The organism is Sulfitobacter sediminis, from assembly GCF_040811725.1.
Taxonomy (GTDB): domain Bacteria; phylum Pseudomonadota; class Alphaproteobacteria; order Rhodobacterales; family Rhodobacteraceae; genus Sulfitobacter; species Sulfitobacter sediminis.
Map to the genome: position 1 here is coordinate 149,964 of NZ_JBFNXX010000004.1, position 22,703 is coordinate 172,666.

The window sequence follows — 22,703 nt, forward strand, 5'->3', positions numbered from 1 at the left end:
GGGCGCGATCCGGGACAGCAGCCTGAATGCCCGTGATTTCAACCATTAATTGTTTGCCGGTGCTCCAACTCCGGCATTTCTCTTTTGCCGTGCCTGTGGTCTAAGCTGGGAACGGTGCAATGAGGGACGGACGAGGATGCCGGAGCGCATGGAAACGGAAAGCCGCAAGCTGCTCGGCAGGCTCCGCGATGCGATGGCCGGGGACGATCCCGGACAGGCGCGGCTGAACAAGATCACGCATCTGATCGCCGACTCGATGGGGTGCGAGGTGTGCTCGATCTATCTCTTCCGGGACGAGGACACGCTCGAGCTTTGCGCGACAGAGGGCCTCAAGACGGAAGCCGTCCACCAGACCAGGATGCGGCTTGGCGAGGGGCTTGTGGGCCGGGTCGCCAAGAAACGCGCCGTGGTGAATACCCCGAACGCCCCCCAGGCGCCCGGGTTCCGATTCATGCCGGAAACCGGCGAAGAGATTTATTCCAGCTTCCTCGGTGTGCCGATCCAACGCCTGGGCGAGACGCTGGGCGTTCTCGTGGTGCAGTCCAAATCGGCGCGGGAATTCTCGGCGGACGAAATCTATGCGCTGGAAGTCGTTGCCATGGTTCTGGCCGAAATGACCGAGCTTGGCGCTTTTGTGGGTGAGGGCGCGGCCATGTCGGCGCGGCATTCCCAGCCAGTCCTGACCCGCGGCACTGTCGGACAGGAAGGCGTGGCCGAGGGGCACGTCTGGCTCCACGAGCCGCGCGTCGTGGTGTCCAATCCCATCGCCGATGATCCCGCGCGGGAAGAGCAGCGCCTGACCGAGGCGGTTGACCAGTTGCGCCTCAGTGTCGACCAGATGCTGACGCTCGCCAAAGGCGACAAAGACCAGCAGCAGGTCATCGAGACCTACCGCATGTTCGCCAATTCCAAGGGCTGGATGCGGCGCATGTGCGAGGACATCAAGAGCGGGCTCTCGGCTGAAGCGGCGGTGGAGAAGGAACAATCGCTGGCGCGTGCCCGCATGAACCAGTCAACCGACGCGTACCTGCGTGAACGTCTGAGCGATCTTGACGATCTGTCGAACCGTCTTCTGCGCATTCTTACCGGACAGGGGGCCGATACCGGGGCGGAGCTTCCCTCCGACCCGATCCTCGTCGCCCGCAACATCGGCCCGGCGGAACTGCTGGAATACGGGCGCAAGCTGAAAGGCATCGTGCTCGAGGGCGGCTCGGTCGGCTCGCATGCGGCGATCGTGGCGCGGGCGCTGGCGATTCCTTTGGTCGTGAACGCAAGCCGTATCACTAACGAGGCGCTCAACGGCGATCACATCATGGTTGACGGCGAGCAGGGCATTGTGCATTTGCGCCCCGACGACATGGTCGCTTCGGCCTTCCGCGAAAAGATCGCGATGCATGCCGCCGCGCAGGCGCGCTATGCCTCGATCCTCGATCTACCCGCGCAGGCCAAGTGCGGCGCCACAGTATCTTTGCAAATGAACGCGGGGCTGATGGCCGATCTGCCCTCGCTCGGCAGTTCGGGGGCCGAGGGCGTGGGGCTCTTTCGCACCGAATTGCAGTTCCTCGTGCGCAACCAGATGCCCAAGCGCTCCGAGTTGTCGGCGCTCTATGCGCGCGTTCTGGACGCGGCGGGCGGCAAGCGGGTGGTCTTCCGGACGCTCGACATCGGGTCGGACAAGGTGCTGCCCTATATGAAACCCACCGACGAGCCGAACCCGGCGCTCGGCTGGCGCGCGATCCGGGTGGGGCTCGACAAGCCTGGCGTGATGCGGATGCAGCTTCAGGCGCTGATGCGTGCGGCAAACGGGCGGCCGCTGACGGTGATGTTTCCCTTCGTGGCGCAGTTCGAGGAGTACCGCGCCGCGCGCCGCGAGGTCGACAAGACGCTGGAACGCGAGCGTATTCTCGGCCACGTCTTGCCCGAACGCGTCGAGGTTGGCGCGATGCTCGAGACCCCGAGCCTTGCCTTCGCGCCGCGCCAGTTTTTCGAAGAGGTCGGGTTCCTGTCCATCGGCGGCAATGATCTCAAGCAGTTCTTCTTTGCCGCCGACCGGGAGAACGAACGCGTCCGCCGCCGCTACGACACGCTCAACGTGAGCTTCCTGACTTTTCTCGAACGGATCGTGGAGCGCTGTCGCGAAACGAATACGCCGCTGTCCTTCTGCGGCGAGGACGCGGGCCGCCCGGTGGAGGCGCTGTGTTTCGCAGCCATCGGTTTCCGCAGCCTGTCGATGCGACCCGCCTCCATCGGCCCGGTGAAAAGCCTGATCCGCCGCTGCAATCTCGAAGAGGTACGCGAGGTCATTAACGCCGCGCGGGATCGGGGCGAGATGTCGGTGAGGGCAGATGTCATGGCCTACGTCAAGGCCCAGCACCAGGGATAGGCCACAGCGGCGCAGCGCCGTTCTTGGGCCGTGACATATCTCAAGCGGTGCTGGCGCATGTACGCTAAACCTCCCAAGTAACGATTGGCCGTGCTTCCCGCGACTCCTTTGGTGGTGGTGACGGTAAAGCCCTTTCAAGATGTCCACCCGGGCCTGCCCTGAACGACAATTCACATCGAGAGGAGGCGACGATGCCTCAGACCGAAAAGACCGCGCAACTGGAAATGGCCCGGCGTCGTGCGCGTTATCTCACGGGCGTTCTGTGGCACCTCGGGGCCTTCGCGATCATTTGTACTTTCTTCCTTCTGCTCGACTTCATCGGGGATAGGGCGATCAACTGGGCCTTCTGGATCATCGGCGCTTGGGGCTTTGCGCTGGCATTTCATGTGCTGGCCTATCTCATCGCGGGCAGCAATCTGGCCGAGCGGAAGACGCAGCAATACCTGCAGGAGGCCGAGCGCAAATAACGCGGATCGTCAGAGCAGATATCCCCCCGCCAGCAACAGGGGCCCCACCAGCATCGCCAGACAGCTCAACAGGCCGATCAGCGGCACGATGAGCGGCACGGTAAAGACATCCTCCGGCGCGGGATCGCCGCGCAGTTTCATGCGCAGAAGCGCGGCATTGATCAGGATGAAGACCACGAGGACGACCTGTGTCGTCCGTTCCGCCAGTACGTCGATTGGGAAGAACAGCGCAAAGACCGCAGTTGTGAGGGAAACAAGCACCGTCGCGAAGACGGGCGTACGCGTGCGCGGGTTCAGCCGCGCCAGCGCGCGCGGCAGGCGGCCGACGTTGCCGAGGCCATAGAGCACCCGCGCGGCCAGAACCGTCTGGATCACGACACCGTTGATTGTCGCGCCGACGGCAATCAGCGTGATCACCACCGGCGAAAAGCCCGTGAGCCTCTCGAACAGCAGGCTGATCGGAGCGGTCGACTGGCCCAGTTCCTCAAGCGGAAGCGTCTTCACGGCGACGAGGGCCACACTGAAATAGAGCAGCGTGGCGATGATCAGGGTCAGGAGTATGCCCAGCGGCATGTTGCGGCTTGGGTCCTTGGTTTCTTCGACGATGTTGACCATGCTGTCGAAACCGATGAAGGCGAAGAAGGCCGTCAGGCTTGCGATGCCCACGCTTGCGAGGGCCGCGCTGTCGGAAAACGGCGGAATGACCTCGGGCAGGGATGAAAGCATGCCCGGATCAAGGGACAGACCGGCGGCCACCACCACCACGAGCCCGCCGATCTCGAGCAGGGTCAGCAGCGCGGCGAAGGCCACGGACTCCACGATGCCCCAGGCGGCGAGACCGAAGGTCAGCACGATGACGCCGAGGATGATCGTCCAAGGCTCCAAGGGGGCGAGTACGGCGATATAGCCCGCGCTGCCCACGGTGATCGCGGCGGAAGAGACGATGGTCGCCGCAAGCAGCAGCGCGCCCGTGAATAGCGTCAGAAAAGGCGTGCGAAAGCCCGCTTCGACATAGGCCGCTTCGCCCGCACTTTGCGGAACACGACCCGACAGCTCGGCAAAGCTGCCCGCGCTGAAGAGCATCACCAGTGCTGCGACGATGAAGGCCGATGGGGCATAAGGACCCGCCGTCGCCGCCGTGGCCCCGACAAGCACGTAGATGCCCGCGCCAATGGTCACGCCCAGCCCGTAAAGCACCAGAAGCGGCAGCGAGATCGCCCGGCGCAGGGTCGGCGGCATGTCGGGCGAGGTGCTCATCAGCTGTCCCGCGTCGCATCCGGGGCGGGCGGTATCTGCGTGCTGTGGGCAAGGCTGCGCTGCGTGGCGGCAAGGCCAGTGACAAAGACCGGACAGCGCGCGGCATCGGTTAAGCGACGCAGGTCCTCCGCATCGGCAATGCCCGTGTCGGCGACATCAAGAACAACCGCCTGCGCGTTGATCTGGCCGAGGCGTTTCAGGATCTCTGCCATGACCTGGGCGCGGGATGTCTCTGCCGCTCCGGTCTGCGGCATACTCACGACCACCCGTTCAGCGACGAGATGGCGGGCAAGCGTATCTGCGAGGGTCGCAGCCCGGGGGGAGGGGCGCCCTGCGGGCTCGAGGATCACGACCTTGCCCGTGATGGCGTTGATGTTGCGGTGAGCCAGCACAAGGATGTCCCACGACAGCGCCATCTGCAGCCCCTTCTGGATCAGGTCGCCCATCTCCTGCTCGAAGCTCCAGGGCGTGCCCGTGCCCTCGGCGATACGGGCCAGCGCGCTGCGGAAAGCACGTGCATCGGCCTCCATCATCGTCTTGATCTGCGCGAGCGTCGGGGCCACGGCCAGTGTGCCGCTCGTGGTGACCACGCGCTGGTTCGGCATGCAGCAAAGCGCCGTGGTCTCGGCGTCCTCGATCAGCAGGCCGCCCAGCCTGGGCCGCCATTCCTGCGCTACCCTCCCGATCAGGCGCAGCGCTTCGGCGGCGTCCACGAAGGAATTTGCCCCGATGAGGATAGCGGTGTTCTCGGTCGCCGGATCGCTCATGAGCCACCTTCCTTCCCGTTCTCGTCGGCACCGTTCGACGCGCCGAACCTGCGGCGGGTCTCGGCGAAGTCGCGCAGCCGCGCCTCGACAAGGGCGTTGATGCTGTTCTTGGAAAAGGCACCGCCGCGACCGCGTTTGCCTGCCTTGCGTCCGGTGAGAACCTCGATCCCTTGGTCTATGGTGGTGACCGGGACCACCCGGAACTTGCTCGCGCGGGCGGCCTCGACCACGTCGCGATGCAGCATCAGGTGCTCCACATTCGCGGCCGGAATCAGCACACCCTGCTCGCCGGTCAGGCCGCGGGCCTTGCAGAGATCGAAGAAGCCCTCGATCTTCTCGTTGACCCCGCCGATGGCCTGCACCTCTCCGTTCTGATTGACCGAACCTGTGACAGCGAACCCCTGCCGGATCGGGACACCGGAGAGTGCCGAAAGCAACGCATATAGTTCGGTCGAAGAGGCGCTGTCACCATCGACACCGCCGTAGCTTTGTTCGAAAACGAGACTGGCGTGCAGCGACATCGGCACGTCGAGCGCGAAATGCGCGGCGAGATAGGCGCCGAGGATCAGCACACCCTTTGAATGGAGCGGCCCGCCCAGTTCGACCTCGCGCTCGATATCCACAAGCTTGCCTGTGCCCATCCGCACGGTCGCCGTGATACGCGAGGGGCGACCGAAGGCGTGGCCGCCGATCCCCATGACAGAGAGGCCATTGACCTGTCCCACCACCGCGCCCTCGGTGTCGATCAGGATGGTCTTACGGGTCACGGCCTCTTGCAGGCGATCCTTGATGCGCGAGGCGCGGTGTTCGGCCTCGGAGATCGCTTTTTCGATGTCGGTCTCGTCGGTCAGGTCACGTCTGGCCTGCGCCGTGTAGTGGTCCGCCTCGCGCATGACATCCGTCAGCACGCCAAGCTGAAGCGAATACTTCTTCGCATCACTGGCCAGCCGCAGCGCGTGATCGAGCAAAGCCGCAACCGCGCCTGCGGTCAGGGGCCGCAGGTTTTCTTTGGCGGCATAGGACGCAATGACCTGCGCCATTTCCTTCGTGTGAAGGTCGTTGCGCGGCAGATCATCCTCGAAATCGGCCTGTATCTTGAACAACTCGCCAAATTCCGGATCGAGCAACGTCAGCAGCATATGCAGCCGCCGGTCCCCGATCAGCACAACGCGGGTATCAAGCGGTATCGGGTCGGGTTCAAGCGTGATGGTCGAAGCCAGGCTCAGCCTCTCGGCAAGGGAGGTGATGGTGATCGACTGGCTTTGCAGGCACCGCTTGAGCGCGTCCCAGGCGAAGGGTTCGGTCAGGATGCGATGGGCGTCGAGGATGAGGTAGCCGCCGTTCGCGCGATGCAGGGCGCCGGGTTTGATCAGCGTGAAATTCGTCGCCAGAGTTCCCATTTCCGAGACATATTCGATCCGCCCGATCAGGTGCCCCAGCGAGGGGAGGTCCTCGGTGATCACCGGCGCGGCATCCTCCTGCGCCTCGTCGTGCGAAACCATGATGTTGACCGCGTAGCGGTCGAAATGCGGATCGCGGTGGTACTTGCGGATCGCCTCGGGGAAGGGCCCGTCGTTCTGTGCCCGCATCGAGATAAGGAAAAGCTCGGCGTTGGAGATCATGTCCTGGCGGACCGTTTCGAGATAGTCGGCCACACCTTCCTCGGCGCTGAAGGCGTTTGCGACTTCGCTCACCCGAAGGGTGACTACCCGCTCCGCCATGCCCGCATGCAATTCCTCGATCCGCTTGCGGTGCTCCTTTTCCAGTTGCGGACCCAGTTTGAGCACCGAGGCCAGTTCTTCCTGAAGCCGACCGATCTTGGCGTCGATCTCTTCGCGCGCGTCGTCGGGAAGGGCCTCGTATTCCTCGGGTTTGATAGGTTTGCCGTCCTTCAGCGCGGCCAGCATGAAACCCATCGGCGTTCGGATCAGTGCCACGCCCTCGGCCTGTACCCGCTCGGCGAAGGCGGCGATGGGTTCCTCGTGGCGCTGCCCGAACTCCGCCTCGATGGCGCGGCGCTGGGTCTGGTATTCGTCGGACTCGAAAAGCGCGGGGATTTCGTTGGCCAGATCGTCAACAAGCCCCTGCATCGCCGCGCGCAACGCCCGCGCCTGACCCGAGCGCAGGCGCATGGCATTGGGTTTATGGGGCATCTCGAAGTTGTTGACATAGATCCAGTCGCAGGGTGTCGGACGCTCTGACGCGGCCTTGCCCAAAAGCTGTTCGACCGCCGTGTGACGCCCCATCCCGACGTTGCCAAGCACGTAGATGTTGAAATCCTTCTGGCGGATGTTGGCGCTGAGTGAAATCGCGTCGACCGCCCGGCCCTGTCCCACCAGCCCCTGGGTCACCGGGAGGCCTTCGGTCGTCTCGAAGCCAAGGCTGCCGGGATCGCACACAGGTCTGAGCTTGTCCGGGGCAAGACCCTTGGGGAGGGAAAGGAGTTTTGGAGCTTTGGCCACGACCGGCCTCCGACGTGCGGTTGCGTTTGTCCCAGTGTCCCGCGAACGGGCGCTGGGTCATTGATCCGTATCAAGGTGCATCCGGCGAACCCCCGCGCGAAGCCCCTGAATTGACCGATATCAAGGGCGCGCGGTGCAGCGGCGGTAGGCTGTCGGCAGTCAGGAAGATGATGGGGGAGCCAGGATGGAGACCAACGCATTTCCGCGCCTCGACGTCAGCGTGAATGAAACGGGCTGCTGTTCGCGCTTCAATCCGCTGGGCTGGGACAACCGGCTCTTGCATTTCGAGGACAAGAAGTTCGTGCGCGCCACGACCCGCAGCGCCATGCATATTCCCTACAACATGAACACCGTCTTCACCCGCGTTCAGGAGCATATCGAGGATGCGGGCGCGGCCGATCCCGAGACGGAAATCGTGCTCAGCCACGACCTGAGCCCTTGGGAGGGGGAGCATTTCTTTGCTGTCGAGGCCGATGTGCCCGATGAGGAAATGACCACGCTCTCGGGCGATTACTTCACCCGCGTCTTCGAGGGGCCGTACAGGCGCTGCGCGGAATTTGCCCACGACATGGAAGTGGCGGCGCGCGCGATGGGCAAGACGGCCAAAGAAGTCTATTTCTTCTACACCACCTGCCCGCGCTGCGCGAAACACTACGGCGAGAACTACATCGTCGGCGTTGCCGAGATCTGAGTGCCGCGCGAAAGGCCTATCGGTCCCCGGTATCGAGAGCGCAGACCCGCGTGGTTTCCTGCCCGCCGGATAGGTCGGTCCCGGAGTTCCGTTCCAGTCGGTAGACGTCCGGATAGGCAACCACCCGGCCAGCCTCGTCAATAAAGCGCGTGTAATAGCCCAGCTCTACCTGGATCGGCGGCGCGGGGGCGTCGAAAGTGCGGCGACCATGGGCAAGACGCAACACCTCGTCCAAGTCCATATCGAGCACGAAGGATACCAACTCGCTCCAGCGTTCCACCCTGATACAGCCGTGAGACAAGGCGCGATGGTTTTCTTGAAACAGCTCACGGCGATTGGTGTCGTGCAGGTAGACCAGCAGCCCGGGCTGCAGGCGTACCGCTGCAAGGCCCAATGGATTGCGTTCGCCGGGCGGCCAGACCCGGTCACGGTATTCGCCGCTGGCGATCATCGAGGGCGTCGGGCGCCAGGTCGGCCGGAAGCGCACGGCAGAGACATAGGTCTTGACCCTTGGCGTGCGGTTCCAGGGGGTGCCGACGATCACCCGGCTGCGCAGGACCGGTCTGCCGTTCTCGAAAGCGATAAGCTCGAAGGCGGGAATGTTGACGAGTATCGCCTTGCCCTCTGCGGGCACCCGATAGCCGATCCCGGCCCGGTCGAGCTGTTGCTGGAACGAGGCTGCAAGTGCGAGGCCCGTTGGCACGGCCACCGCGAAGAGCAGCGCAAGAAGAATCCGGGAAAGGACGGTGCTGAACCGCTCTTGGGTCAAGGCTACTCCTTTCATGCGCTGTAATGGGCGGCGCAGGCGGCCTCGCGGCCTCTGACGACCCGTCTGCCGTCCAGCGGGCCGCCGCGTTCCGTCACCACGGTGCACTGTCCTTCGGGCGCGTGGTCACGTTCGAAATAGATGACCACCCAGTCCCGGGTCATGCCGTATTGGTGCGCAGTCGCGGTGTTCGAGAAAAGCGCGGTGAAATGCCAGGGCCCGCGCTCGGTATGAAGGATCGGGATGCGGTTCTGGCCGTCTTCGTTGAAGCGTCGGGGGCGGATGGTGGGCAGATCGACCGCGCGTTCTCGGTATTCCGCATCGACGGACAGCAGATCAGAGATCGGCGGGGAAGGTGCCTCGGCCGGGGCCGCACGCGGCCGCCTGCGCCGCAGCATGTCGTTCAGCGAATGCCGGATGCTCTCCACACGGCGCGGGCCGATCCCCCTGATCGCGCCGAGACGTCCGTCCACCGCGGCAGCTTCCAGCGCCTCCAGCGTATCGATGTGCAACGTCTCGTGGATGGTATGGGCAAGGGAAGGCCCGATCATCGGCACGGTCTGCAGAAGCTTTTCGGGGTCCGCGCGTCCGCGCAGCCGGTCGAGAAGGCTCAGCGTGCCATTTTCCAGGATTTCCGCGATTGCTGCAGCAATCGAAACACCGATGGTAGGCAGATCCTCAAGGCCGCGCCGTCCGTGGGCCTCGTAGACCTCACGCACGGGATGGGGCATGCCTCCAAGGTATTCCGCGGCCTCCCGGTAGGCGCGCAACCGAAAGGGCGAGGCCTCCTGCTGCACCAGCAGTTCGGCCACGGCAATAAGCTGATCGGAGATATAGAGGTTCTCGGCCAGCGGATCGGACCGGCTTTGCGGTGCTGGTGCCATATCAGACGGCGCTCCCTTCTGTCTGAATGACACCCTATCGCATTCTGCCTGATTTCACTTGATCACGATCAATCAGGGGCGGTGGCCAAATATTATATTTTAACGATAGGGCTTGCCGGCCGAATGCCTGCGCAGGCTGCACGTGGCAAAGTGAAAGAGGAATGGTTCTTGTCCGATACGAACGTGAATCTCGCCTGCCTGTCCTGCGGACAGGTGAACCGGGTCCCGGCCGCAAGGCTCGCGGCAGGGCCACGTTGCCCGAAGTGCAAGTCGGCGCTCTTGCCCGATGAGGTGGCGGAAATCGACATCCGGACCCATGACGCCGCGGTGCGATCCGACGATCTGCCGCTGATCGTCGACTACTGGGCGCCATGGTGCGGCCCTTGCAGAATGATGGCCCCGGAGATCGCCAAGGCGGCAAAGGCGCTGGGCCACCGGGCGCGTTTCGCCAAGATCAACACCGATGACTTTCCCGCGCTATCGCAGCGGCTTCAAATCAGGGGCATTCCCTTGCTCATTCTCTACGCGAGGGGCCGCGAGATCGCGCGGTCTTCCGGGGCGAGACCCTCGGCAGATATCGAGGCTTTCGTTCGCCCGCATGTGTCACACTAGCCGTTGCGCCGGAACCTCTCCCATGCACCGGGCATCAGGGTCTCCACGGTGCTCTTCTCCAGTGCGGCACCTTCCGGTGTCATGGCCCAGCACACCTCTCCCCGAGCGAAGAGCAGCGCGACGGGCCGTTTCCTTCCGGTGATGAAAGCGGCCGAGGCAAAGCGGCTTGGCGTCACGTCCTGCTCGACAAGGGCGGCGATCCGGAGAGCGCCGACGTGGCGCGTTTCGTCCAAGCGGTATCTCATCGCACCGGGCCCCACACCCGCCATGCAAAGCGCAGCGCGGGCAGGAAGAACGCGGCGAGCGTCACGTGCAGGGCCGCTGTAAGATGCCCCTCGAAGCACCGGCGCTCGAAATTCGGCTGGGCGCTGAGCGACAGGCGCGGAGTGCGGGGCAACCCGTGGACTGCCGCAAGTGCCATGCCTGCAAGCTGGCCGGTGTCGGCGGGATCGTCGCAGCCGAATTCGATGTCGCACTCCAGCCTGTCAAAGCGAAACCGGCGCAGCACGTCGGGCACCAGCTGCATCCCGGCGCGCAACAGGCGGCCAGGGGGAGGACCTTTGCCGCGCTGCCGCTGTTTTGGTTTCTTCCGGCGTTGTTCTGGATGCTTTTCACGAGAAGGCCTCGCCTTGCGCGCGCTGTCCACCACGGTGAACCACGGCAAGAGACCGCCCAGCGGCCGAACCTCGAAGACAAAGCCCGGCTTCGGCGCGCTCACGAAGTGCAGGCGCAGAAGAACCGGCGTGACCAGAAACAGGATCACGGCAAGAAGGATCAGCAGCAGCGTCCAGAAAAAGACCCAGAGAACGATGGCCATGCCGCTTTAGTGTTTTGTCGTCTTCGCTGGCTTGACCTTATCCGCGACCGCCGTCGCGGTCTCCGCGATGATTTCGGTCATGTTGGTCAGCGTGCCCTTGATCGATTCAACCCGGGCCCCTTCGCTGTCGAAGATGATGGCCCCCAGCGGCTTGATCCCGCCGCCTGCGCCGGTGCCTGCCGACGGGCCGCCCTTGGCGGCGGCGCTCCCGCCCGCGCCAAAGCCGAAGCCATAGCTGACGATCGGAATCACTGTCGCGCCGTCCCTCTCGATCGGATTGCCGAGAACGTTCTTGGCGTTCAGGAGCTTGTCCAGTTCCTCGACCGAGCCCTTAAGGAGTCTTTCAACATCTTCCATCGCTGTCTCACTTTCCTTCCTGCGTTTCAGGATCTGCGTGGAAGAATGCTAACAGGCGCTTGAACGCAACGATTGAGCAGGATCAATCGCGATAAACCTTCCGGGCGAGTGGTACGAATGCGCTGGCGGGGCGGGAAAGGGGGTGCGGCCCTGTCACGGGGCGCGGCCGTTGGCACGATCGAGCAGCGCCACGGTTTCCTCATCGGAAAGCTGGTGAAAGTCCCGGTAGAAGGCACCGACACCGTGGAACCTGGCTTCTGCCCGCAGGCAGACGACGTCATCGGCCAGATCATCAAGCGCATGCAGGGCGTCCGCGGGGGCTACCGGAAGGCCCACGATGATCCGCCGTGCGCCGCGATGCCTCAGCGCCGCCAGCGCCGCCTTCATCGTTGCGCCGGTAGCCAGTCCGTCATCGATGACCACGACGTTGCGGTGGCTTGGATCAAGCCGGGGCCGATCTCCCAGGTAGCGTTGACTGCGGCGCGCAAGCTCTGCTTCCTGCTCCGCCTTGGCCTTGTTGAAATAGAGCGGATCGGCGCCGGTCATCAGCCAGACGTCCTCGTTGACCACGGCTTCCTCCTCGGCACCCTCGGCGATGGAGCCGAGGGCAAGCTCCGGATTGCCGGGCGCGCCGATCTTGCGCACCAGGATCAGGTCCATGGGCGCCCCGAGGCGGCGCGCGACCTCGGCGGCGACCGGGACACCGCCCCGGGGCAGCGCGAAAATCAGGGGCGCATCAAGTTGCATGTTCGCAAGCTTCTCGGCCAGCATCTGGCCCGCCTGCACGCGGTCGTCGAATCTGTCGTCGTAATCTGTCATGAGCCCAGCTTAGACCGAAGCGGGTCGATTTCCTTGATCGACCTCAAGAAATTCCGGCGCTGTGTTATGGCACAAGCACCGCCGCCCCCTGCAGCCGTCCCGCACGCAAATCGTCAAGCGCCCGGTTCGCCTCGGCCAGCGGATACGGGGTGGTCCGAGTGTGCACACCGGCGGCCTGCGCCAGTGGAAAGAAAGCCTCGCCATCGGCGCGGGTGAGGTTGGCGACCGAGAGGATCTGCCGCTCTTCCCAGAGATCGCGGTAGGGAAAGGCGGGGATATCGCTCATGTGGATGCCGCCGCAGACGACCCGGCCGCCCTTTCTGAGGGCCTTGAGGGCCTTGGGCACCAGCGCGCCGTCGGGTGCAAAGATTATCGCAGCATCAAGAAGCGCGGGCGCGAGCTCATCCGACCCGCCCGCCCATGTAGCACCAAGGCTGCGGGCGAAGTCCTGCGCCTCCGTGTCACCGGGGCGGGTGAAGGCCAGAACCTCGCGGCCCTGCCAGGTGGCGACTTGCGCCAGGATATGGGCGGCCGCTCCGAACCCGTAAAGCCCGATCTGCGCGGCGTTCCCCGCGAGGGCAAGGCTGCGATAGCCGATCAACCCCGCGCACATCAGCGGGGCAAGGGCCACCGGGTCAGCCTTTTCGGACAGCGGAAAGACGTAACGCGCATCCGCGACACAGGCTTCGGCGTAACCGCCATTGAGGGTGTAACCCGTGAAACCGGGATGGTCGCAGAGGTTCTCCCGCCCGGCCCTGCAATAGGGGCAGGAGCCGCAGGTGTGCCCGAGCCAGGGGACACCCACCCGCTGTCCGATGGTCAGATCGGTAACCGTCTCTCCTACGGCGCGCACACGCCCGACGATCTCGTGTCCGGGGATCAGGGGCAATGTCGGCTCGGTAAGCTCCCCATCCAGGATATGCAGGTCCGTGCGGCAGACACCGCAGGCCTCGATCCTGAGCTGTACTTCACCCGGGCCGGGTTTCGGTTCGGGAACGTCTTCTGGCGTCAGCCGCGGGCCGTCGCCGTGAAACACCATCGCGCGCATGAGAAGCTCCTTTCGCGTTCCTGCCTACATCGGAAAGCGCGGGGGCGGCATGATGGAAATCAAGCGCCGCGAACCGGCAGATTCCCGCCCGTCCGGCGCCGTGATTGACATACGTCAGGACATTGCGCGGCCAAGTTGATCAGCTTGGGGCCGCATCCAAACACTGTCCCGCGCCCCAAAAAAGGAGCCGACATGAGCGACCGACATCCCACCCTGCTGCGCCAACTGAAAACCTGCGGTGCCGTAGGCAATGCCACGCCCGGAGGGGGCCGGATGTATCTGTCACGCCGCGTGATCGAGGACATGCACAGGCTGGGGCCTGCACCGAAAAGCCTGCTCGACCACTTCGTGGCTGAAGGGCTGACCGACGCCCAGATCGCGGAGCGGGTCGGCATCCCGACAGCAAGCGTCGCGACCCTCTGCCGGGTTTGGAGCATACGCTCCGACAGGAACCTGGACGCATACGGTGAGGAGGGTATGGTGAGAAAAGCTGGATGACCGGCCCCCGTTGACCCCGATCAATACACGCGCCGCGCGCTGCGGTAGCATCTCCCCATCGCTAAGAGCAGGACCCAAGCCATGACCACGCCAGGTTTCAGACCCACATCCGGAAAGCCACCTTCGGAGATACCGATGCCAGAGGAGCCGCGGCCCACACCCGGGCCGTCGGAAAGCCCGCAGCCGACCGATCCGAGCCCCACCCCGGGCACGCCCGAATTCCCCGAGCCGGAAAACCTGCCGGAGGATCCGGCTGGCGATCCGTTCGATGCGGAAAACCCGTCGCTCTGAGTTGCGCGAAGGGCAGCGGCGCGCCATTGCCGAGGTGCCGGTCATTGCCTAGTCTCGCCGCATGTCAGAGCACCTTACCCAAGCCCCTTTGAGCCCCGGACTGCGACAGCGCCTGCGTGAACTGAGTGATCAGCACCAGGAGCAGCTGCTCGCGGAGCGCCGCGCCTTTCACGCCAAACCTGAGCTGGGCTGGCAGGAAGTGGAGACCACTGCCGCCATCGTCGAAGCGCTTGTTGCCTCGGGTTACGACGTGGTGTCGGGGCCTGCATTCCTGGGAGAGGTTGAACGGCGCGGGTTGAGCGACGATCCGATACCGGGCGAGGGGGATACGGGCTGTATCGCGCTTTTCGATACCGGCCGTCCGGGCCCGACCGTCTGTATGCGCGTCGATATCGACGCGCTGCCGATCACCGAGGCCGGGGGCAATCATGCACCCGCCGCACAGGGCTTTGCCTCGACCGTGCCGGGGGTGATGCATGCCTGCGGCCATGACGGGCACGCGGCAATCGGGCTGGCCGTGGCGCGGATCGTCAAACCCCTTCTGGAGACGGGGCGCGGCAGGCTGAAACTGCTTTTCCAACCGGCAGAGGAAGGCGGTCGCGGCGGCCGCGCGGTTTCCGATGCGGGCTGGATGGACGATGTCGATCTGTTCTTTGCGATACACCTCGGCCTCGGCGTCCCGTCGGACACCGCCGCCTTCGCCGTACACGGCCTTCTGGCGAATGCGCGTTACGAGGTGCGGCTGACGGGGCGGGAAGCCCATGCAGGCAAGACCCCCGAAGCCGGACGCAGCGCGCTTCTGGCGGCCTGCCAGATCGCGCTCGGGCTCCATGCCATGGCACAGTCGAGCCGCCCGGGCATCCGCGTGAACGTGGGTCTTCTGACTGCAGGCACGGCAGTCAACATCGTACCCGGCGAGGCCACGCTCACCTTCGAGATGCGCGCGCAGGAGACCGAGGACCTCGAAGCGCTGGACAAGCGCTGCGTCGATTTCGTCCAAGCCACCGCACGGGCACACGGTTGCGAGGTTTCAATGACGCGAGGGGGCAGCGCGGAGGGCTATGCCAACCCCGCGCCTGTCGCGGCCTGGGCGGAACGGGTCAACGCGGATGTTGGTGCCTTTGCCACCATCTTGCCCTCGCTCTTCTTCGGCGCGAGCGAGGATGCGGGCACGCTGGCGCGGCGTGTCGCGGCGCGGGGCGGGCAGGGAGGCATCTTCGTTCTGGGTGCCGATCTTGCGGACCACCACCACACGCCGCATTTCGATTTTGACGAGGGCGCGCTTTCCAAGTCGGCTTTGCTCGGTGCAGGGCTGATCGCCTCGGCGATGCAGGTCGAGGGGTAGGGCTTAGGCAGTCTAACCCGCCATCTCCCAGCCCATCGCCTCGCTTGTGTGCTGCAGGCCGCCCACAACATGCGCCTTGAGCAGCGCCTTCGCCCGGTCCGCGTCACGTGCGATGGCCGCCTCCAGAAGGTCGGCATGTTCACGGCTTGCCACCTCGCCGCGATGTGTCAGGACAAGGTTCTGATATCTAAGGTATTTGTCGTAAAGGATCGAATGCAGGTCGAGCAGGTTCTGCGACCGGCATGCCTGTATCGTCGCGAGGTGGAATTCCCAGTCGTATCTTTTCCAGGTCTCCTTTGAGGACACGTCGCCCGACAGCATGCGCTGTTCCATGAGGTGCAGCTTGTGGTGGGCGGCGACGAGGTTGCCTTCCCATTCCGTATCCCCGTTCTCGAGCGACATCTCGAGGGCGTGACACTCCAACAGGATACGCAGGCTGGCGATCTCGTGCAGGTCTTCGGCCGAGACCTCGCGCACGAAGAACCCGCGCTGCGAGGGGGCATCCACGAATCCCTCGCTGGCCAGGCGGTTCAGGGTCTCGCGCAGTGTCGAGAGGCTGGCGGCGTAGCGATCCTTCAGTCCGCTCAGTTTGAGCTTTGCACCGGGCGCGAGACGTCCGTAGATAATGTCCTGCTTGATCTGCTGGTAAACGGTGGAGCCAACCGTCGTGGGCACGTCGCGCATCCGTGTTGTCCTATATTTCCCGGAGTGGCAGAGATTCAACCACGACGAAGATGAGCCCTTACCGGGCATAAACTCAGGCAAATCCAGAAATATCATATATTCTTGCGGGATTGCAAACTGCTGACTAGCCTAGGGCGACAGCACCGCCGGAAAAGGAACAGGATGGCACACCAAATCGGATTGGTCGTTGCGGGCTACGGTCTGGTTGGCCGGCGCCATGTTGCCGCTATCGCGCAAACCCTCGGCACGGAACTCCTTGCGGTGGTCGATTCGGACCCGTTGGCCCGCACACGCGCCGAGGCCGACGGGCACCAAAGCTTCGCGGGGCTTGAAGATTGCCTGACGGCATGCCCCGCAAGCGGCGTGATCATCGCCACGCCGAATGCCCTGCACGTCGAGCAGGCTATGCTCTGTATCGGGGCCGGGATTCCTGTTCTGATCGAAAAGCCGATCGCCACCCGTTCTCCGGACGCCGAAGCGCTGGTCGAGAAAGCGACTGCTCGTGGTGTTCCGATACTGGTGGGGCATCACAGGCGACACAATCCGATTATCCATCGCGCCCGGGTGCTCATCGATGCGGGCGATATCGGAGAGATCAGGGCGCTGCAGGCGACCTGCTGGTTCTATAAGCCAGATAGCTATTTCGATGAGGCGCCCTGGCGGCGCAAGGCGGGGGCCGGCCCGATCGCGGTCAACCTTGTCCACGATATCGACCTCATGCGCTATCTGTGCGGAGGCATCGTCTCGGTCCGGGCCATCGCGCGTCCTGCCCGGCGGGGAGGAGAGAATGAGGACGTGGCAAGCGCCCTTCTGGAATTCGATAACGGGGCCATAGGGACAGTGACGGTGTCCGACAGCATCGTTGCGCCCTGGAGTTGGGAAATGACATCTGGCGAATACCCAATCTACCCGCGCACCGGCGAAAGCTGCTATCTCATTGGCGGCTCCCACGGGGCGCTTTCCCTGCCGGATCTCAAGGTGTGGCAGCATGCGCGTGGCACGCGCGACTGGTGGACGCCGATGGCGGCGCGGGCCGAGATTCGCGATGCGACGGACCCGCTGGTGAACCAGATCGCCCATTTTGCCGAGGTGATCCGCGGCAGGGCGGAGCCGCTGGTGTCGGGCGAGGAAGGGCTGCGGACGCTGAAAGTAATCGAGGCAATTCAAAAGGCTGCGGCAAGCGGCGACGTTGTGGATTTGAGCTAGATTCCGGGTGAGAACCGCTGAGGGCACACAAAATATCAGACATTTTCGTAAAAATCTTGAATTCGTGCTCCGCTTTAGCGAGGCTTTGGGTGGAGATTCAGAACAAAACCACTCCAGGGAGGAAAACATGATCATCAAACTCACCCGTCGCGCCGCCATGGGCGCGGCCCTTTCTGTCGGCGTTCTTGCTGGGCTGTCGGGCGCGGCTGTCGCGCAGGACCGGATGACCTTCACGCTTGCGACGGCGGGTTCCGAGACCGACCAGCGCTCGGCCGCGATGGCGCAGGTCTTTGCGCCGATGGTTTCTGGATTTGCCGATTACCAGCCGGGCTACAACGCGACGCTCTTTGCCCAAGGCACCGAGCTCGAGGCGATCAGCCGGGGCAACCTCACGATGTCGATCGCATCGGCGCAGGAACTGGCGCAGTTCTTCCCCGAGTTCTCGATCTTCGCAACAGGCTATGTCCACCAGGACGCCGCCCACCAGGTGCGGGTCTTCAACGATCCGCTCATGGACCCCTTCAAGCAAAAGGTCGAAGACGAACTCGGCGTCAAACTGCTTTCGGTGATGTATCTCGGACGTCGGCACGTGAACCTGCGCCAGTCGCGCGAAGAGCTCGACGTGCAGACGCCCGCCGACCTCGCCGGCGTGAACCTGCGGATGCCCGGCACGGACGCCTGGCAGTTCCTCGGATCCGCGCTTGGGGCCTCGCCCACGCCCGTGGCCTTCACCGAGGTCTACACCGCGCTTTCCACGGGTGCTGTCGACGGTCAGGACAACCCGCTGCCCACGGTCGTTGACGCCAAGTTCTACGAGGTGACCAAGCAGATCGCGCTGACCTCGCATCTCGTCGATCTCAACTACATCGCCTTCTCCAAGGAGGTCTGGGACGGCCTGTCGCCCGACCAGCAGCTTACCGTGCAGCGTGCCGCCGATGCGGCCGCTGCCTGGGGCAGGCTGAAGCAACTCGACAAGGAAAACAGCCTTGCCGATTTCATCCGCAGCCAGGGTGTCGAGATCTACACACCCGACCTCGAGGCCTTCCGCACCCATGTGCAGGCGCAATACGTCGGCAGCGAATTCGCGGCCAGCTGGCCCGAGGGCGTGCTTGAGCGGATCAACGAACTCGGCAACTGAACTACGGCCTCGGCAACGCCAACGCCGCGGGAGGACCACCTGTGAAGACGATCTCTACGTGGTTCACCCGCGGCACCGAATTCATCGCCGCCGCGCTTCTGGCGGCGATGTTCTGCACCTTCCTGCTGCAGATCTTCTCCCGCTACGTCCTTCTCACGCCATTCGGCTGGACGCTGGAGCTATGCCTGATCCTCTGGGTCTGGATCGTCTTCTTCGGCTGCGCCTTCATCGTGCGCGAGAAGGACCATGTGAGCTTTGACATCTTTTATCTCGCCGCGCCGAACCGACGCCGGCAGGCACTGGCGCTGATCTCGGCGGGTGCAATCACCGTTGGCATGCTTTTGTCGTTCCTGCCGACCTGGGATTACATCGATTTCCTCCGCTTGCGCGGCACTTCCACCGTTCGGGTGCCGATCACCGGGGATCGTATCCCGATGCGAACGGTCTTCTCCATCTACATGCTGTTCATGGCGGTTATCGCCTTGCGCTACACCTGGCGCTTCGTCGACGTGCTCAGGCACGGCCCCCCGGACGAGGATCATCAACTGCCAGGACACGAGGATGAGGGCCCCGCCATCCGCGAAGGGGACGAGGCGATATGAGCATCGAACTGGCGCTTTGCCTGATCACGCTTTTCGGTCTCGCGGGGATCGGGACGCCCATCGGCTACGCGATCATGCTGGCCTCGCTGGTCTATCTGGGCATGGCTGGGATGGACCTGGCTCTCACGGGCGAAAAGATACTCCAGGGCCTCTACCGCAGCTTCGTCCTGCTGGCCGTGCCGCTTTTTATCGTGGCGGCCAACATCATGAACGCGGGCACGATCTCGGAACGTTTGCTGGCCTTTTGCGTGGCGGCGGTGGGCCGGTTCCGGGGCGGGCTGGGCCACGTCAACGTGGTCGCTTCCCTCATCTTCTCGGGCATGTCCGGGTCAGCCGTGGCCGATGCCGCGGGCATCGGAAAGATCATCATCCAGATGATGACCAAGGACAATCGCTACAGCGGCGGCTATGCCGCGGCGATCACCGTCGCGTCCGCCACTATTGGCCCGATCATTCCGCCGTCGATCCCCATGGTGCTCTACGCGCTTGTCTCCAATGCTTCCATCGGTTCGCTCTTTCTTGCCGGCATCGTCCCGGGCCTGCTGATGGGCTGCGTTCTGATGGGCATGAACAGCTATCTTGCCCGCAAACGCGGCTTTGCAATCGAGGAGCCGGTCCCGCTGAGGGAGTTGCCGCGCAAGACCGCCAATGCTTTTCCGGCGCTGCTGATGCCGGTGATCCTGCTCTACGGTATCTACGGCGGCGTCACCACGCCAACCGAGGCCGCCGCCGTTGCGGCTTTCTATGCCTTGCTCTTGGCGGGCATCTTCTACCGTGCGCTCAGCATCGGGGCTCTTTATCGAATCTTTGTCGAAAGCGCACGATCCTCTGCTGCGGTGGGCCTTGTGATTGGCGGCGCGCTGATCCTGAATTTCATTGTCGTCTCCGAGAACATTCCCGGCATGATGTCCGCTTATCTCACCGGGATTGATGTTCACCCGCTGATCTTCCTCTTGGCGGTCAACCTTCTGATCCTGCTGCTTGGCTGCGTTCTGGACGCGACGACGATCATCCTGGTGATCGTGCCGCTCTTCATCCCGACGTGCCAGGCCTTGGGGATAGACCTCGTCCATTTCGGTGTGCTGGTCGTCGTTAATTCAATGATCGGGCTGATCACGCCGCCCTACGGCATTCTCCTGTTCGTCATCAACGCGGTGACGGGCATTCCGCTGCGCGAGATCATCGGGGAAATCTGGGCCTTCCTCGGGGTGCTCATTCTTGCACTGCTGGTCATGATCCTCGCGCCGGATGTCGTCCTCTTCCTGCCCCGCCTCTTCGGGTACACCGGATGAGGGCGGCGCTCGTCGGGGCGAGGATCGGCCAATCCCTGACGCCCGGCATGCACGAGGCCGAGGGGCGCGCCCATGGGCTGGCTTACTCCTACAACAGCTTCGACACCGATCTGGCGCCGTGGCGTGGGATGGCGCTGGGGGCGATCCTCGACCGGGTGGAGGCCGAAGGCTATCGCGGCCTCAACATCACCCATCCACACAAGATGGCGGTGATTGCCCATCTCGACCGGCTGTCCGGGGCCGCGGCGGTGCTGGGTACGGTCAATACCGTGGTCTTCGACGGGGCAGAGAGGGTCGGACATACGACGGATTATTCCGGTTTCGCCGCCGCGCTGAGGGCTTCTGCACTCGCGGCAAAGGACAAGCGGGTCGTGCAATTCGGCGCTGGCGGCGCGGGATCGGCAACGGCACTCGCGCTCGTGGATGCTGGCGCGCGGGTGACGTTGATCGACAAGGACGCGGATCGGCCAGAGGCGCTTGCAGCCAAGCTTCGCGCCGCGCGGCCGCAATCGACGATCGATATCGGTCCGGCCGATCTGGTGCACGCGGACGGCGTGGTCAATGCAACCCCGCTGGGCATGGATGCCTATCCCGGAATGGCCTTCGATCCAAGCGCCCTGCGCCCCGATGCCTGGGTAGCGGATATCGTCTATTTCCCGCTCGAGACGGCGTTGACCACAGCGGCGCGGGCGCGGGGCCTAAAGGTGATGAACGGAGGTGCCATGGCGCTTTATCAGGCGGTAGACGCTTTTGAACTCATCACGGGACTGAAAGCTGACACTGGGCGCATGCAGGAAACCTTTGACCGCTTGATGGCGGAGCGTCCGAACCAGTGCACCGAAACGCCCCGAGCGCGGCCATGAAAACCTCGGTGGCAACCGCCTCGATTCCCGGCAATCTCTTTGAGACATTTTTGGAGCGATCGCATCGGCTGGTTTCGATAGAACCGGGAGTTTTCGAGTAGGATTTCCTGGCCCACGATGGCAGCCCCCGAAATTTGACCGGGCCAGGCGGAAATCGGAGGTCATGCAGGAGATCGAAGCGGTTTCTGGCCTGCGCTGTACCTTGGTGCGCGGGGCTAACCCTGTTGCCATCAGTCCGGCCGCAGCGCATTTTCCCGTGCTTGGGAAAGCGCGGATAGCGACGGAATGAAGGTCAGCTACGAGGCGTTTGCCACAGGTCGCCACCTCAAGGACCACCACGACGCCTGGGACAGTGCGCCCCGCGCTGATCATCGCGGTACCGGTAGGTCCTCGACAGTCTTGATCCGCTCAACCTGCGGATCGCCCCTCAACGACCCTCCTCAGGAGCCCTACAGACCGGCTGTTCTTCGCCCGGAGTGCCGATGCGCACCAGTTCGATTTCGACATGCTCGACTGGTCGCTGCACGTCCGGAATATGCCGGGGGAGGGCGATCTTGAGGTGACCCTCTTCATGCGGACGATGACGGCCATGGGCACGCCGCAAAGCTGATCAGAATCTGGCACGCAAAGCGGCTACCGCCTCGGCCAGCAGGACCAGGTCGACACCAACCGCAGTAAACCGCGACCCTTTCCCCATGAAGTGTTTCGCCTCCTCGGGGTCGAGCGCCATCAGCCCGCCCGGGACGTCAAGCGCCGCGAGGCGGGCCAGCCCGTCCTCGATGGCGGCAACGACGTCGGGATGGCGCATCTGCCCCGGGAGCCCCATGGAGGCGCTCAGGTCCGCGGGACCGAAGAATATGGCGTCGACACCATCGGTTGTCGCGATCTCCTCGAGGGCTTCGAGACCGGCCAGCGTTTCGATCTGGAGGATGAGGCAAAGCTCCTGCTCCGCCGTGGTGAAGTAGTTTTCGACCTTTCCGTAGCGGGTGGCGCGGGTCATCCCCGCCATGCCACGCATGCCGCGCGGACCGTAGCGCATCGCGCTTACCGCAGCTTCGGCTTCATCGCGGCTTTGCACGTAGGGCACGAGCAGCGTCTGCGCGCCCATGTCGAGCAGGCGTTTGAAAAGCACCGGGTCGTTGGCGGCGGGCCGCACGAGGGCCGAGACATCCGGATTGGCGGCCACTGCCTGCAGCGCGGGCAAAACCTCCACAGTCTCGATCGCGGCGTGTTCGCAGTCGATCAGGACCCAGTCGAAACCCGCCCCGCCCAGGAATTCGGGCACGGTATTGCCGCCGATAGTGTTCCAGATGCCAAGCTGGTGACACCCCTCGCGCAGGGCGGCCTTGAAGCGGTTCGGGGGCAGTTTCATGGTGATCTTCCAGATTGTCGGGACTGGCCGGAACTGTGAAGCCTGGCGGCCCGCCGGGCAAGCCCCCGATGCTGGACAGCGA

At 64.0% G+C, this 22,703-nt stretch carries 25 protein-coding genes; 13 read left to right on the forward strand and 12 right to left on the reverse strand.

Annotated features, from left to right (window positions below; genetic code table 11):
• Positions 1-136: 136 nt before the first annotated feature.
• Both ptsP and AB2B41_RS06915 read left to right on the forward strand, forming a co-directional pair.
• Complete coding sequence (gene ptsP, locus AB2B41_RS06910; protein WP_367877031.1) at positions 137-2,383, forward strand: phosphoenolpyruvate--protein phosphotransferase; 2,247 nt, start codon at positions 137-139, stop codon at positions 2,381-2,383.
• Positions 2,384-2,574: 191 nt separating this feature from the next.
• Entirely contained in the window at positions 2,575-2,850 is a 276-nt protein-coding gene (locus tag AB2B41_RS06915; protein WP_367877032.1) for a 2TM domain-containing protein, read from the forward strand.
• A 9-nt stretch (positions 2,851-2,859) separates the two neighbouring features.
• On the opposite strand, the gene AB2B41_RS06920 is transcribed toward AB2B41_RS06915, so the two are convergent.
• Genes AB2B41_RS06920 through AB2B41_RS06930 form a run of 3 tightly spaced genes read right to left on the reverse strand, consistent with a single transcriptional unit; the run spans position 2,860 to position 7,336 of the window.
• A complete protein-coding gene (locus AB2B41_RS06920; protein WP_367877033.1) occupies positions 2,860-4,107 on the reverse strand; it encodes an APC family permease in 1,248 nt (415 codons plus the stop codon).
• Positions 4,107-4,874, reverse strand: a complete 768-nt coding sequence (locus AB2B41_RS06925) for a hypothetical protein (protein WP_367877034.1) — start codon at positions 4,872-4,874, stop codon at positions 4,107-4,109. Before AB2B41_RS06925 ends, AB2B41_RS06920 begins: the two co-directional genes overlap by 1 nt.
• Complete coding sequence (locus tag AB2B41_RS06930; protein WP_367877035.1) at positions 4,871-7,336, reverse strand: Lon protease family protein; 2,466 nt, start codon at positions 7,334-7,336, stop codon at positions 4,871-4,873. The genes AB2B41_RS06925 and AB2B41_RS06930 overlap by 4 nt, the downstream gene beginning before the upstream one ends.
• A gap of 184 nt (positions 7,337-7,520) precedes the next feature.
• Between AB2B41_RS06930 and AB2B41_RS06935 the strand changes: the two genes are divergently transcribed.
• Complete coding sequence (locus AB2B41_RS06935) at positions 7,521-8,027, forward strand: hydrolase (RefSeq protein ID WP_367877036.1); 507 nt, start codon at positions 7,521-7,523, stop codon at positions 8,025-8,027.
• Between the two features lie 16 nt (positions 8,028-8,043).
• On the opposite strand, the gene AB2B41_RS06940 is transcribed toward AB2B41_RS06935, so the two are convergent.
• The gene (locus AB2B41_RS06940) at positions 8,044-8,796 is read right to left on the reverse strand and encodes a L,D-transpeptidase family protein (RefSeq protein WP_367877037.1); all 753 of its coding nucleotides are present in this window, start codon (positions 8,794-8,796) and stop codon (positions 8,044-8,046) included.
• Between the two features lie 11 nt (positions 8,797-8,807).
• Positions 8,808-9,677 (reverse strand): helix-hairpin-helix domain-containing protein, encoded by an 870-nt coding sequence (locus AB2B41_RS06945; protein ID WP_367877038.1) that lies wholly within the window; start codon positions 9,675-9,677, stop codon positions 8,808-8,810.
• A 168-nt stretch (positions 9,678-9,845) separates the two neighbouring features.
• Here AB2B41_RS06945 and AB2B41_RS06950 point away from each other — a divergent pair, with 168 nt between their 5' ends.
• On the forward strand, positions 9,846-10,289 hold the full coding sequence (locus AB2B41_RS06950) for a thioredoxin family protein (RefSeq protein ID WP_367877039.1): 444 nt from the start codon (positions 9,846-9,848) through the stop codon (positions 10,287-10,289).
• Here AB2B41_RS06950 and AB2B41_RS06955 read toward each other — a convergent pair.
• The 5 genes from AB2B41_RS06955 to AB2B41_RS06975 all read right to left on the reverse strand — a co-directional run bounded on the left by AB2B41_RS06955 (position 10,286) and on the right by AB2B41_RS06975 (position 13,330).
• On the reverse strand, positions 10,286-10,534 hold the full coding sequence (locus AB2B41_RS06955) for a hypothetical protein (RefSeq protein WP_367877040.1): 249 nt from the start codon (positions 10,532-10,534) through the stop codon (positions 10,286-10,288). The two genes, AB2B41_RS06950 and AB2B41_RS06955, sit on opposite strands and share 4 nt — an antisense overlap.
• The gene (locus AB2B41_RS06960; RefSeq protein ID WP_367877041.1) at positions 10,531-11,106 is read right to left on the reverse strand and encodes a DUF2953 domain-containing protein; all 576 of its coding nucleotides are present in this window, start codon (positions 11,104-11,106) and stop codon (positions 10,531-10,533) included. Before AB2B41_RS06960 ends, AB2B41_RS06955 begins: the two co-directional genes overlap by 4 nt.
• A 6-nt stretch (positions 11,107-11,112) precedes the next feature.
• Entirely contained in the window at positions 11,113-11,463 is a 351-nt protein-coding gene (locus AB2B41_RS06965) for a GerW family sporulation protein (RefSeq protein ID WP_367877042.1), read from the reverse strand.
• Positions 11,464-11,616: 153 nt separating this feature from the next.
• Positions 11,617-12,282 (reverse strand): phosphoribosyltransferase, encoded by a 666-nt coding sequence (locus tag AB2B41_RS06970; protein WP_367877043.1) that lies wholly within the window; start codon positions 12,280-12,282, stop codon positions 11,617-11,619.
• A gap of 64 nt (positions 12,283-12,346) precedes the next feature.
• Entirely contained in the window at positions 12,347-13,330 is a 984-nt protein-coding gene (locus tag AB2B41_RS06975; RefSeq protein ID WP_367877044.1) for a zinc-dependent alcohol dehydrogenase family protein, read from the reverse strand.
• A 192-nt stretch (positions 13,331-13,522) separates the two neighbouring features.
• Here AB2B41_RS06975 and AB2B41_RS06980 point away from each other — a divergent pair, with 192 nt between their 5' ends.
• The 3 genes from AB2B41_RS06980 (at position 13,523) to AB2B41_RS06990 (ending at position 15,464) form a co-directional block, all read left to right on the forward strand.
• Complete coding sequence (locus tag AB2B41_RS06980; RefSeq protein WP_367877045.1) at positions 13,523-13,828, forward strand: hypothetical protein; 306 nt, start codon at positions 13,523-13,525, stop codon at positions 13,826-13,828.
• 135 nt (positions 13,829-13,963) lie between these two features.
• Positions 13,964-14,119, forward strand: coding sequence for a hypothetical protein (locus AB2B41_RS06985; protein WP_367877046.1), 156 nt, complete (start codon positions 13,964-13,966; stop codon positions 14,117-14,119).
• Between the two features lie 61 nt (positions 14,120-14,180).
• The gene (locus AB2B41_RS06990) at positions 14,181-15,464 is read left to right on the forward strand and encodes an amidohydrolase (RefSeq protein ID WP_367877047.1); all 1,284 of its coding nucleotides are present in this window, start codon (positions 14,181-14,183) and stop codon (positions 15,462-15,464) included.
• 12 nt (positions 15,465-15,476) lie between these two features.
• Here AB2B41_RS06990 and AB2B41_RS06995 read toward each other — a convergent pair whose 3' ends face one another.
• Entirely contained in the window at positions 15,477-16,148 is a 672-nt protein-coding gene (locus AB2B41_RS06995; protein WP_367877048.1) for a GntR family transcriptional regulator, read from the reverse strand.
• Between the two features lie 162 nt (positions 16,149-16,310).
• On the opposite strand from AB2B41_RS06995, the gene AB2B41_RS07000 reads away from it, so the two are divergent.
• From AB2B41_RS07000 to AB2B41_RS07025, 6 genes are all read left to right on the forward strand, one after another.
• Entirely contained in the window at positions 16,311-17,354 is a 1,044-nt protein-coding gene (locus tag AB2B41_RS07000) for a Gfo/Idh/MocA family protein (RefSeq protein ID WP_367877049.1), read from the forward strand.
• A gap of 127 nt (positions 17,355-17,481) precedes the next feature.
• A complete protein-coding gene (gene dctP, locus AB2B41_RS07005; RefSeq protein WP_367877050.1) occupies positions 17,482-18,492 on the forward strand; it encodes a TRAP transporter substrate-binding protein DctP in 1,011 nt (336 codons plus the stop codon).
• Between the two features lie 41 nt (positions 18,493-18,533).
• Positions 18,534-19,094 (forward strand): TRAP transporter small permease, encoded by a 561-nt coding sequence (locus AB2B41_RS07010; protein WP_367877051.1) that lies wholly within the window; start codon positions 18,534-18,536, stop codon positions 19,092-19,094.
• A complete protein-coding gene (locus AB2B41_RS07015) occupies positions 19,091-20,386 on the forward strand; it encodes a TRAP transporter large permease (RefSeq protein ID WP_367877052.1) in 1,296 nt (431 codons plus the stop codon). The genes AB2B41_RS07010 and AB2B41_RS07015 overlap by 4 nt, the downstream gene beginning before the upstream one ends.
• Positions 20,383-21,249 (forward strand): shikimate dehydrogenase, encoded by an 867-nt coding sequence (locus tag AB2B41_RS07020; protein ID WP_367877053.1) that lies wholly within the window; start codon positions 20,383-20,385, stop codon positions 21,247-21,249. The genes AB2B41_RS07015 and AB2B41_RS07020 overlap by 4 nt, the downstream gene beginning before the upstream one ends.
• 163 nt (positions 21,250-21,412) lie before the next feature.
• The gene (locus tag AB2B41_RS07025; RefSeq protein WP_367877054.1) at positions 21,413-21,538 is read left to right on the forward strand and encodes a hypothetical protein; all 126 of its coding nucleotides are present in this window, start codon (positions 21,413-21,415) and stop codon (positions 21,536-21,538) included.
• A 321-nt stretch (positions 21,539-21,859) separates the two neighbouring features.
• Here the strand turns inward: AB2B41_RS07025 and AB2B41_RS07030 are convergent, their stop codons facing one another.
• Positions 21,860-22,621 (reverse strand): HpcH/HpaI aldolase family protein, encoded by a 762-nt coding sequence (locus AB2B41_RS07030; RefSeq protein WP_367877055.1) that lies wholly within the window; start codon positions 22,619-22,621, stop codon positions 21,860-21,862.
• Positions 22,622-22,703: the final 82 nt, after the last annotated feature.

What these genes read in the sequence shown, in the direction of transcription:
- AB2B41_RS06945 (WP_367877038.1), bottom strand. Translation starts at nt 9,677, where the DNA reads ATGGCACCAGCACCGCAAAGCCGGTCCGATCCGCTGGCCGAGAACCTC.
- AB2B41_RS07015 (WP_367877052.1), top strand. Translation starts at nt 19,091, where the DNA reads ATGAGCATCGAACTGGCGCTTTGCCTGATCACGCTTTTCGGTCTCGCG.
- AB2B41_RS06985 (WP_367877046.1), top strand. Translation starts at nt 13,964, where the DNA reads ATGCCAGAGGAGCCGCGGCCCACACCCGGGCCGTCGGAAAGCCCGCAG.
- AB2B41_RS06970 (WP_367877043.1), bottom strand. Translation starts at nt 12,282, where the DNA reads ATGACAGATTACGACGACAGATTCGACGACCGCGTGCAGGCGGGCCAG.
- dctP (WP_367877050.1), top strand. Translation starts at nt 17,482, where the DNA reads ATGATCATCAAACTCACCCGTCGCGCCGCCATGGGCGCGGCCCTTTCT.
- AB2B41_RS06990 (WP_367877047.1), top strand. Translation starts at nt 14,181, where the DNA reads ATGTCAGAGCACCTTACCCAAGCCCCTTTGAGCCCCGGACTGCGACAG.
- AB2B41_RS06955 (WP_367877040.1), bottom strand. Translation starts at nt 10,534, where the DNA reads ATGAGATACCGCTTGGACGAAACGCGCCACGTCGGCGCTCTCCGGATC.
- AB2B41_RS06925 (WP_367877034.1), bottom strand. Translation starts at nt 4,874, where the DNA reads ATGAGCGATCCGGCGACCGAGAACACCGCTATCCTCATCGGGGCAAAT.
- AB2B41_RS06915 (WP_367877032.1), top strand. Translation starts at nt 2,575, where the DNA reads ATGCCTCAGACCGAAAAGACCGCGCAACTGGAAATGGCCCGGCGTCGT.
- AB2B41_RS06975 (WP_367877044.1), bottom strand. Translation starts at nt 13,330, where the DNA reads ATGCGCGCGATGGTGTTTCACGGCGACGGCCCGCGGCTGACGCCAGAA.
- ptsP (WP_367877031.1), top strand. Translation starts at nt 137, where the DNA reads ATGCCGGAGCGCATGGAAACGGAAAGCCGCAAGCTGCTCGGCAGGCTC.
- AB2B41_RS07020 (WP_367877053.1), top strand. Translation starts at nt 20,383, where the DNA reads ATGAGGGCGGCGCTCGTCGGGGCGAGGATCGGCCAATCCCTGACGCCC.
- AB2B41_RS06965 (WP_367877042.1), bottom strand. Translation starts at nt 11,463, where the DNA reads ATGGAAGATGTTGAAAGACTCCTTAAGGGCTCGGTCGAGGAACTGGAC.
- AB2B41_RS06935 (WP_367877036.1), top strand. Translation starts at nt 7,521, where the DNA reads ATGGAGACCAACGCATTTCCGCGCCTCGACGTCAGCGTGAATGAAACG.
- AB2B41_RS07000 (WP_367877049.1), top strand. Translation starts at nt 16,311, where the DNA reads ATGGCACACCAAATCGGATTGGTCGTTGCGGGCTACGGTCTGGTTGGC.
- AB2B41_RS06960 (WP_367877041.1), bottom strand. Translation starts at nt 11,106, where the DNA reads ATGGCCATCGTTCTCTGGGTCTTTTTCTGGACGCTGCTGCTGATCCTT.
- AB2B41_RS06980 (WP_367877045.1), top strand. Translation starts at nt 13,523, where the DNA reads ATGAGCGACCGACATCCCACCCTGCTGCGCCAACTGAAAACCTGCGGT.
- AB2B41_RS06920 (WP_367877033.1), bottom strand. Translation starts at nt 4,107, where the DNA reads ATGAGCACCTCGCCCGACATGCCGCCGACCCTGCGCCGGGCGATCTCG.
- AB2B41_RS06995 (WP_367877048.1), bottom strand. Translation starts at nt 16,148, where the DNA reads ATGCGCGACGTGCCCACGACGGTTGGCTCCACCGTTTACCAGCAGATC.
- AB2B41_RS07030 (WP_367877055.1), bottom strand. Translation starts at nt 22,621, where the DNA reads ATGAAACTGCCCCCGAACCGCTTCAAGGCCGCCCTGCGCGAGGGGTGT.
- AB2B41_RS07025 (WP_367877054.1), top strand. Translation starts at nt 21,413, where the DNA reads ATGCAGGAGATCGAAGCGGTTTCTGGCCTGCGCTGTACCTTGGTGCGC.